The sequence below is a fragment of the Vibrio scophthalmi LMG 19158 genome (assembly GCF_000222585.1).
Lineage (GTDB): Bacteria > Pseudomonadota > Gammaproteobacteria > Enterobacterales > Vibrionaceae > Vibrio > Vibrio scophthalmi.
The window spans coordinates 1-1719 of record NZ_AFWE01000059.1; the positions used below are offsets into that span (position 1 = coordinate 1).

The 1719-nt window shown below is 51.5% G+C and carries 2 protein-coding genes; both read left to right on the plus strand.

All coding sequences use genetic code 11. The annotated features are described in order from the left end of the window. The coding region (locus RH88_RS03990; protein WP_005593601.1) for a phage protease at positions 1-955 on the plus strand (955 nt) is incomplete at its 5' end. Positions 956-990: 35 nt separating this feature from the next. Continuing rightward, positions 991-1719, plus strand: a 729-nt coding sequence (locus tag RH88_RS22665; RefSeq protein WP_005593602.1) for a Mu-like prophage major head subunit gpT family protein, incomplete at its 3' end; no start/stop codon positions are given.

The following is a 1719-nucleotide window of genomic DNA, read 5'->3' on the forward strand; positions in this document are numbered from 1 at the left end:
GGCTGAGCGCTCAATGCCTGCGGCCCAAGTCGATACTAGCGAGCCTGTCGATACCGTTAAACCTGTACCAGAGTGGTTACTTCTTATTCCTGCGGGCACCGTTCAAGGTCTGGATGGTCGCACCTGGCAAAACAGCAGCCCTCAAGGTGTGGTGGATGCCTTTGTCGAAGATGGTTTGGATTTGCCGTGGGATGTAGAGCACGCCACTCACATCAAAGGCCCGCAAGGTGAATACGCTGGCGCGTCAGGCTGGATGGTTGAGCTTGAAGTTCGAGACGGTGAAATCTGGGCGCGCATTGATTGGAATGATCGTGGCCGATGGATCATCGAAGACAAAGATTACAAATACTACTCCCCTGCATTTTTGTACGACGACAAGGGCGTTATCACCAAAATTCGCTCATGTGGTTTTACCAATGACCCTAACCTTGCAGATTTACCTGCATTAAACCGAAAAGAAGGAAGCGATATGCCTATCCCACAAGCCATTGCTCTTGCGCTTGGCATTGAAGCAAGCGCGAGTGAAGCCGAAGCGGCAACCGCCATTGGTGCAATGAAGATTGCCATGAACCGCCAAGGTGCTGACAGCGTGGACTTAACCAAGTTTGTGCCTCGCGCTGACCATCAACTGGCGATTAACCGCGCTCAAACCGCAGAGCTTGCCCTGACTCAGCGCGACCAAGTAGACGCAGAAGCGTTAGTGGATGGTGCGATTGAAGCGGGCAAAGTGACGCCTTCAAGCCGTGATATGTATCTGGCGACGTGTCGCACAGAAGCAGGCCGTGAGCAATTCAAGCAGTTTATTGGTAGCGCGCAATCTATTTCTGAGCAGCAAGCGCCGCAGAGCCAAAAACAAAACGGCTCAGCGCTGACAGATGATGAACTTGCCATGTGCCGCAAGCTGGGCGTCAGCGAAGACGACTTTAAACAATCAAAAGAGAAGTTGGCGCTGTAAGCGGTAGCCTCTTACTTACAAGGACATCATAAATTATGAGCGAAACTGTCGTAATTCGTAATCTCTACACTGCCTTATCGGCGGTGTTTAACAAAGCCTTTGGCGATGCTAAGCCGCAGTGGCAAAAGGTGGCAACACAAGTGCCATCAAGCGCGTCTGAAAACGACTATGGCTGGTTAGGTGATTGGCCGTCGATTGAAGAATGGATGGGTGAGCGTCAACTGGCAACGCTTAAAGAGCATGGCTACAGCATCAAAAACAAAACGTGGGAAAGCTCTATCAAGGTTCGCCGCGAAAAAGTGGAAGATGATCAACTGGGTATGTACACCATCCAGGCGCAGCAAATTGGCTATGACGCCTCAATGCACCCTGATGGTCTCGTATTTCCTCTGTTGATGAACGGCTTTAATGAGCTTTGCTATGACGGCCAATACTTCTTTGATGAAGACCACCCAATGGGTAACGGTACGCACTCTAACGTTCAGCTTGAAACGGCTGCGGCCCCAGCGGCGAAAAACTTTGCAGGCGTAGTGGAACATGCCCGCGAAGATGGCGGCAATATTGTGCTGCTCATCGATACCGAGCTTAACCGCGATTTAGATCAGGCTACCGCTACTGCCGCTAGTGCGGAATGGGTGTTGAGCGTTGGCGCAAAAACCGCCGATATCGTGTCGTTTCGCAATGAGACGGGTGAGCTGGTTGTGACAGGCGGCACGTTAGTGCTTGCGGATTTAACCGAAGCCACTGAGCTGACCATTAAAGGA